Annotated in this window: 5 protein-coding genes; all 5 read right to left on the bottom strand. The window is 67.3% G+C overall.

The window, feature by feature from the left end; genetic code table 11:
* Positions 1–127 precede the first annotated feature (127 nt).
* Positions 128–691, bottom strand: coding sequence for a flavin reductase family protein (locus ACIPR8_RS16310; RefSeq protein ID WP_446541692.1), 564 nt, complete (start codon positions 689–691; stop codon positions 128–130).
* Between the two features lie 97 nt (positions 692–788).
* Complete coding sequence (locus tag ACIPR8_RS16305; RefSeq protein WP_446541691.1) at positions 789–2,384, bottom strand: alkaline phosphatase D family protein; 1,596 nt, start codon at positions 2,382–2,384, stop codon at positions 789–791.
* Positions 2,385–2,395: 11 nt separating this feature from the next.
* The gene (locus ACIPR8_RS16300; protein WP_446541690.1) at positions 2,396–5,335 is read right to left on the bottom strand and encodes a TonB-dependent receptor; all 2,940 of its coding nucleotides are present in this window, start codon (positions 5,333–5,335) and stop codon (positions 2,396–2,398) included.
* A gap of 128 nt (positions 5,336–5,463) precedes the next feature.
* Positions 5,464–6,477, bottom strand: a complete 1,014-nt coding sequence (locus ACIPR8_RS16295) for a FecR family protein (RefSeq protein ID WP_446541689.1) — start codon at positions 6,475–6,477, stop codon at positions 5,464–5,466.
* A complete protein-coding gene (locus ACIPR8_RS16290; protein ID WP_446541688.1) occupies positions 6,474–6,989 on the bottom strand; it encodes an RNA polymerase sigma factor in 516 nt (171 codons plus the stop codon). Before ACIPR8_RS16290 ends, ACIPR8_RS16295 begins: the two co-directional genes overlap by 4 nt.
* Positions 6,990–7,054 lie beyond the last annotated feature (65 nt).

Below are 7,054 nucleotides of genomic sequence, written 5' to 3'. Positions count from 1 at the left end.
GCAGCCGGCCGCGGTTGCCCGGGACCGGCCGGATGCGCAGCAACCCTGTGCAGCACGGCCGGACCGTCCATCCAAGTCTTTGATTCGAAACATGAAGTTACCGGGACAGGGCCTGCCCGGGCGCGCATCACGGCAGCATGTCAGGCCTGAACATCGCGCACCGGCTGATGACCTTGCCGGCCACCATGAATGCGCCGTCGCCGGTGTAATGCAGCGTCCGCGGATGGCGCGGGGAAGGCGCCACATGTGCCTTGACGACTTCGAAGATGAAGAAGTTGTAGCGCTCCACCAGCGCGTCCTCGCGCAGCCGGCACTCGAAGTGCGCGTGGCATGCCGCGACCAGCGGAGCGCGAACGATGCTGGCCTGCGCCGTCGCCAGGCCATACGCGGCGAACTTGTCGACCTGCGCGCCGCTGCTGTTGCCCACGCGTACCACGCCGTCCACCAACGCCTCGGTCGGCACATTGATCACGCACTCGCGGCTGCGGCGGATCATCTCGAAACTGTGGTTGCCGCGGGAGATCATCAACCCGACCAGTGAAGGCGAGAACTCCAGCACCGTGTGCCAGCCCAGCGTCATGACGTTGGAACGCCCCTGCCAGTGCGAGGAGACCAGCACGATGGGGCCGGGCTCCAGGTAGCGGCGCACGTTCTGGACCGGGAAATCCTGCTTCTGGCGAGGCGATGGCATCAGCGCGCTCCTGTGGTGGCCCCATCATGCCGCCATGCTTGCCACCCTGCCAGCGCGCCCCGGCCACCGTCGGCACGCGACGGCCGGGCGCGAACGATCAGGCGGGCTGCAGGCCCGGACGGCCATGGGCGATGGCATAGCGCCGCCAGCTTTCCAGCCTGCCGCCGGGCTGCATCACCTGGTCCAGCGTCTTCATGTCGCCGATCCAATGGTCACGGGTGACATCACACAGCACGTAGCCGCGTTTGTCGGTGGTCGCCTTCAGGTGTGGGCTGTGCTGCAGCAGGTTGCGCGCCAGCGCATCCTCGCCCTGGCCGTCGGCACCGGAGGTGATCGAGGTGGCCAGGAACTCGCTGGAGATCACCCCGCTGTCGGCGTTGTCTTGCACCAGGTCGCTGGCGTAGTGGCGGTGCGCATCGCCACAGGCGGTGACGACATTGCCGAACCCCACCCGCTGGATGTGATCAAGCAGGCGCCGGCGGCTGTCCAGGTAGCCGGACCACTGGTCGTCGGAAGACACCAGCACCCCGTCCTTCTCGCGCAGGTAGTTGCCCAGCGACACCTGGTGGGCAATCGTGTGCCAACGCGGCGTGGCGTCGGACAGGCCATCGAACAGCCAGCGTTCCTGCGCCGCGCCCACGATGCTGCGTTCCGGCGATTCCACCAGGGCACGCTGCGTCATGTCGACCTGGCGGCTGCGGTACTGGCGGGTATCGAGCAGGTGCAGGTCCATCAGCGTGCCGTAGCGTGCGCGCCGGTACATCTGCATGTGGCCATCCCGCGGGAAGGCACTGCGTCGCAACGGCATGTTCTCGTAATAGGCCTGGAAGGCCTGTGCACGGCGTAGCAGGAACAGTTCGCCTGGCGTCCCGTCCTGATCCTCCGCGCCGGCCCAGTTGTTGTCCACCTCGTGGTCATCGAAGGTGACGAACCACGGCGCGGCCGCATGCGCCGCCTGCAGGTCGGCATCGCTGTGGTATTGCGCGTAGCGGCGCCGGTAGTCATCCAGCGTGTAGGTCTGCGGGCCCACGTGGTTGCGCAGGTTGGTGAATGGCTGCCCGTTCATGCGGCGCACGCCGGGCTGGCTCTCGCCTTCGTAGATGTAGTCGCCGTAGTGGAAGACGAAGTCCAGCGGCTCCTCGGCGATGCAGCGCCAGGCGGTGTAGTGGCCCTCTTCGTAGTGCTGGCAACCGGCCACCGCGAAGCGGACCCGGTCCACCTCGGCCGTGGGTGACGGCAGCGTGCGGGTACAGCCGGTCGCACTGGCGTGGCCCGCAATACTGAAGCGGTACCAGTACGGCCGTCCCGGCGCGAGCCCTTCCAGCTCCACGTGCACCGAGTGGCCCAGTTCCGGATGCGCCAGCGCCGAACCGCTGCGCAGCACCCGGCGCATGCCCGCGTCATCGGCCAGCTGCCAGTCCACGATCAACGGCCGCGCCGGCATGCCCCCGCCGTACTGCAGCGGCTCGGTGGCCAGCCGCGTCCACAGCACCATGCCATCCGGCGCGGGGTCGCCCGAAGCCACGCCCAGGGTGAACGGCGTGCCGGCAAAGCGTGGCGTGGCCAGCAGGTTGCGCGGGTTCAAGGCCTTGGCATCGAGCTCGGCGGCCAGGGCGGCGGCGGTACCCATCCATGCGCCGGCCGTGGCCAGCCCGGACAGCGCCAGGAAGCGCCTGCGGTTGATCTTGTCCATGGCGTGCCTGCTCAGTTGTAGATGATGTGGAAGTAGTAGAAGCGGCCGTAGTCGTCGATCTCGGTACGGAAGCGCCCGTCCGGCCCGGTGCTGTAGGTCGGCTGCGTGTTGAACAGGTTCTTGGCTTCGTACTTGAGCGTGAAGTGCTTGCTGAGCTTGTGGCTGAAGGCCAGGTTGAAGGTCATGTACGGGTCGTAGTACGAGTCCAGCCATTGCGTGTCGCCGAAGTCCACCAGCATGCGCGTGCGGTAGGTGCCGGAGACGCGCAGCTGCGCCTTCTGCCAGGGCATGCGCCAGATCACCGAGCCGTTGAGCGACCAGTCCGGCTGGTACAGCAGGCGGTCCAGGCGGCGTTCGGTGCCGTCGCTGATCTTGTAGTTGGTCTGCCCGTCCAGGCGGGTGGCATTGAAGAACATGTCCAAGCGCTGACGGCCCCAGCGCAGGTTACGGTTGGCCACGGCGAACTCCACGCCGCGCAGCTTCGATTCATCGGTGTTCATCGGCTGGGTCACCCGGTAGGTGGTGTCACCGATGTCCTGGAAGGTGGTCAGGGTGTAGATGTCGTCCTTGATCACCTTGTCGAACAACGCCACCGAGACGATGCCGTTGTTGCCGTTGAAGTACATGTCCCAGGCCAGGTCGATGTTGGTGGCCCGGCGCGGGTCCAGCCCGGCATTGCCCTGCTTGATGGTGCAGAAGCCACGCCCGTCCTCGTCGTCGCTGCAGCTGCTGCTGGTGGCCTGGGCGATGTTGCTCGGCGTCGGCCGGCCCAGCGTCTGGCTGGCCGAGAATCGCAGCCGCTGGTCCTCGCCCAGGCTGAAGGTGGCGTTGAGCGACGGCAGCAGGTTGCTGTAGCCGCCGCTGCTCCTGCGGAAATCCGCGGTGTACGTGGTGCCGCCGTTGGCGCTGTACGGGCTGTAGGCGTCGAACGAGGTGTCGTCGTAGCGCAGGCCGCCGATCAGCAGCAGCCGGTCCCAGGCGTAATGCGCCGAGACATAGGCATTGGCGATGTCCTCCACGTACTTGTAGTCACTGGTGAAGTCGGCGTTCGGGTAGGCCGCGTCGTTGTTGCCCAGCGTCGGCAGCAGTTCCTCGGTCCACTTGGGGTTGTCGATCAACGGGAAACCCGGCACCGTGCCCAGCAGCGTCGCGCCCGGGTACAGGTAGTCGTTGAGCGTGGCGCTGGTCTTGTAGTAGTCGAAGTCGATGTCCTGCCAGATGTTCAGGTGCCGGTACTCGGCGCCGGCGGCCAGCCCGAAGCCACGCGCATCGGCACCGATGTTGTGGGTGAAGTCCACGCGCAGGTTGTCGATCGTCTCCTTGGCATCGCGCGGCGAGATGTACGCCTGCGCCGGGTTGAGCTTGAACGCCGAGCTGGTCAGCAGGCTGGGGTCGGACACGCCCACTGCATTGGGGAAGCCATGCCTGTCGTTGGCATAGTCCACGAACAGGTTGCTGGGATAGGCACGCACGCCCCAGTAGGTCTGGGTGTTGTTGAAGGTTTCCTCGGTATGGCCGCCGCGCAGGGTCAGCCGGGTGTCCTGGCCCAGGTCCCAGCTGAAGTTGGCGATCGCACCACGGTTGCTGCGGTCCCAGCGGTCGTGCCGGTTCTTGATGTAGATGCTGTTGATCTGCGTGGTGCCGCCCTCGGCGGTCTGGTCCCGGATCGGGAACTTGGCGTTGGAGTACAGGTCGGTCTTGTTCATCGTCGAGTTCTCGTAGAACCGGTACGAGTACAGCAGCAACGAGGCGTAGAACGGATCCTGCGAGGGCTTCCACTCCAGCTTGGCCGAGCCACCGAAGTTGGTGATGAAGTTGGTGTAGGTGCCGGTGCTGAAGTTGCCGGGCGCGCGCAACCCGTTCCAGCCCTTGAGTTCGGTCGGGTCGGTGCTGCCGTCGGTCAGGTACTTGCCCGCGTCGTTGAAGTAGTAGTTCGACTCCACCCAGCGCTTGGTGCTGTTGCGCGAGCGCTGCTCGTAGCGTGCCACCGCGACGATGCCGAACTGGTCATCGGCGCCGAACTGGTCGGAGAACACCAGCTTGGCGCTTTTGCCGAAGTGGCCGAGCGTCTTGTGGTCACCGCCGGCACTGCGATCGACATGGGTCTGGGCGGTGGAGTAGATGCCGGCAACGTCGGCGAACACATACTTGCCGGAGCGATCGAACGCACTGCGGCTGATGATGTCGATGACGCCGCCGATCGCGTCCGGCGCCTGCTCGGCGCTGAAGCTCTTGTAGATGTCGGTGCGGGTGCCGATGTCGCTGGGGATCAGCTGCAGGTTGTTCATGCGCTCGCCCGAGCCGCTGCCGCCGACGCTGGCAATGGCGATGCCGTCGATGGTGGTGTAGTTGAGGTTGGCCTGCACGCCGCGCACGGTGACGTAGCGCGGCTCGCCGGCGTCCTCCACCGCACTCAGCCCCGGCGCCGCCATCAGGCTTTCGGCGAGCGTCTCGTCGCCGTAGCTGTCCATCTCGTCGTAGATCACCGAATCCTTGATCACCGGCGAGTGCTTCTTCTGGTCGATGACCTCGTGGGCGGCGATCACCTTGACCGTGCCCAGCGTGGCGGCGGCGGCCGGGACGCTCTCGCGCGGCCTGGGCGGCGGCGCGGCTGGTGCTCGCGGGGCCGGCGCCGGTGCCGGGTCGATGGCGATGACGTTGCCTTCCATCACCGTGTAGCCCAGCCCGGTGCCCTGCAGCAGCGTGTCCAACGCCTGCCTGACCGTCGCGCCCGGTGCCACCGCACCGGCCATGCGTGGCGTGCCGGCGGCCGCGTACAGGAACTGCACCCCGGAGCTGCGTGAGAGCTGCTCCAGCGCGCGGTTCAGTGGCTGTGCCGCGATCGGTGCGGCCAGGCGCGCCTCCAGCCCCTGCGCAGCGGGCGCGGCGGCATGGCTGGCAAAGCAGGGGGAGAGTGCGAGGACAACCGAGAGGTAGAGCTTGTTGCGCATCACGATTCCTGGGAGGAGGTAGGCAGTTGCGCCGTCGTCGAAAACGAAGACGGCCTATTCCAGGAATGAGCGGGAAAGCGCGGGAATGGAGAACGCGGATTCGATGAATTTTTTTTGACAGCCATCGATCAGCGGCTGGATACGCGCACCGTGTCACCGTCACGTTCGACCACGAAGCGCGGGTCACGCGCCAGGAACGCCTGCAGCGCACCGATGCGGTGGGCTTCCAGGCTGCCGGACAGGCGCATCGCCGCGGCGCGCGTATCGATGACCTGCACCTGCACCTGGTTGTGCCGGTTGAAGGCGGCGGCCACCTCGTCCAGGCGCTCGTCCAGGAAGGAGACCTTGCGCTGCTGCCAATCCAGCAGCATCGACGCCGGCATGTCGAGCGGCTGCACCGCCTGGCTGGCATGCTCGACCAGCACCACGCGCCCGGCATCCAGCTGCGCCAGCCGTCGTGTGTCCCTGCCCCCGCTCCATATCTCCACTTCACCCGACACCACGCCGACGCGGGTGCCCTGCAGGCGGCGCGCCACGTCGAAAACCGTGCCGATGTCGCGGATGCGCAGCCCCGCCACGTTCACCTCGAACGGCCGGCGGTCGGCGGCGACGTCGAAACTGGCTTCGCCGTGCAGCAGTTCGACCTGCCGCCCGAACCAACCCATGCGCACCTGCACGGTGCTGTCCGCGTTGAGCCGCAGCTTGCTGCCATCGGCCAGCACGATGTCGCGCAACTGGCCGTGCCCGGCACTGAAGCGCGTCGGCTGCGGCCAGAGGTGCGGGGCCAGCCCGCCCACTGCCAGCAGCAGGCAGGCCGCGCCGGCCAGCGCGCGCCAACGCCACCGGCGCGGTGCGCGCTGCGGCTGGCGATGCCGCGGCGCGACGGTGAACAAGGGCACGACATTGCCCTGCGCGCGGCCAGTTCCCGCACGTGCCGGTGTCGGCGCCATCGCCGCGCCCACCTGGCGGTGCAGGTTCAGCGCGCGCAGGTAGGCGCGCACGTGTTCGGGCGAATGCTGCAGCCAGGCCAGGAAGGCGGCTTCCTGGGCGGCATCCAGCTCCCCCTGGCGATGGCGCAGGAACCAGTCCAGCGCCTGCTGGCCGGGATCTTCGGCATCGGCCCGCGATGACGCCTGGCTCATGCTTCCTCCGTGATGCACAAGGCTTTCCTGCAGGCCTCCAGGCCCTTGCCGATGTGTTTGCGCACCATGTGCACGGACACGCCCAGCTCGGTGCCGATCCGGCTGCATTCCAGGCCTTCGCGGTAATGCAGCTCCATGACCTGGCGGGTGACCTCGGGCAACTGCGCGATGGTGCTGCGCACGTCGCTCCAGCGCTGCATGCGCTCGAAGTCGCCTTCCAGGTCCTCTTCGCTCTTCAGTACCTCGGCCAGCAGGTCCACGTCCTCCAGGGCCGGCTGCAGGCTGCGCGAACGCGCCTGCTCGCGCGCCAGGTTGGCCGCGACGGTGTACAGGTAGGCTTCCGGGTTGGCGATGGCCTCGGCGTTGTCGCCGGTGCTGCGCAGCAGCCGCAGGTAGACCTCCTGGGTCAGGTCCTCGGCATCGGCGGCGTGCGAGCCCCGGCGGAGGAAGAAGCCACGCAGCAGCCTGCGGCGCAGCGCATAGCTCTTCTCCCAGATCCGTACGCTGCTCACGACCGCCCACCGAGGCACAGAAGCGGCGCATCATCGCGGCCGATGATGACAGCGGCATTGCACGC

Source organism: Stenotrophomonas sp. LARHCG68 (genome assembly GCF_052871705.1).
This window is presented reverse-complemented; position numbering and strand designations above follow the sequence as displayed.

Bases quoted from the DNA above. Each gene is read 5' to 3' on its own strand.
- ACIPR8_RS16300 (WP_446541690.1), bottom strand. From the start codon at position 5,335: ATGCGCAACAAGCTCTACCTCTCGGTTGTCCTCGCACTCTCCCCCTGC.
- ACIPR8_RS16295 (WP_446541689.1), bottom strand. From the start codon at position 6,477: ATGAGCCAGGCGTCATCGCGGGCCGATGCCGAAGATCCCGGCCAGCAG.
- ACIPR8_RS16310 (WP_446541692.1), bottom strand. From the start codon at position 691: ATGCCATCGCCTCGCCAGAAGCAGGATTTCCCGGTCCAGAACGTGCGC.
- ACIPR8_RS16305 (WP_446541691.1), bottom strand. From the start codon at position 2,384: ATGGACAAGATCAACCGCAGGCGCTTCCTGGCGCTGTCCGGGCTGGCC.